The sequence below is a fragment of the Streptomyces sp. URMC 126 genome (assembly GCF_051386555.1).
Classification (GTDB): domain Bacteria; phylum Actinomycetota; class Actinomycetes; order Streptomycetales; family Streptomycetaceae; genus Streptomyces.
Genome location: NZ_JBPQTX010001116.1, coordinates 1 through 252 on the forward strand (window position 1 = coordinate 1; position 252 = coordinate 252).

General features: G+C 66.3%; 1 protein-coding gene. It reads right to left on the minus strand.

Translation table 11 applies throughout. The features are described 5' to 3' along the window. The coding region (locus ACSNOK_RS35310) for an EscU/YscU/HrcU family type III secretion system export apparatus switch protein (protein WP_436784771.1) at positions 1-252 on the minus strand (252 nt) is incomplete at both ends.

The following is a 252-nucleotide window of genomic DNA, read 5'->3' on the forward strand; positions in this document are numbered from 1 at the left end:
GGTATCTTGTGGGCGCCCGCGACCTCGCGGATCTTCAGGGCCACCAGGTCCGTGCCCTTGGAGATGACCTGCGGGGCGGCCATGGTCTTTTCGTCGTAGCGCAGCGCCACGGCATAGTGCGTGGGGTTGGTGACCACGAAGTCGGCGCGCGGCACGGCGTTGACGCTGGCACGGTCGGCGATCTCGCGCTGCTTCTGGCGGATCTTGCTCTTGATCTGCGGGTTGCCGTCGGACTCCTTGTGCTCCTGCTTG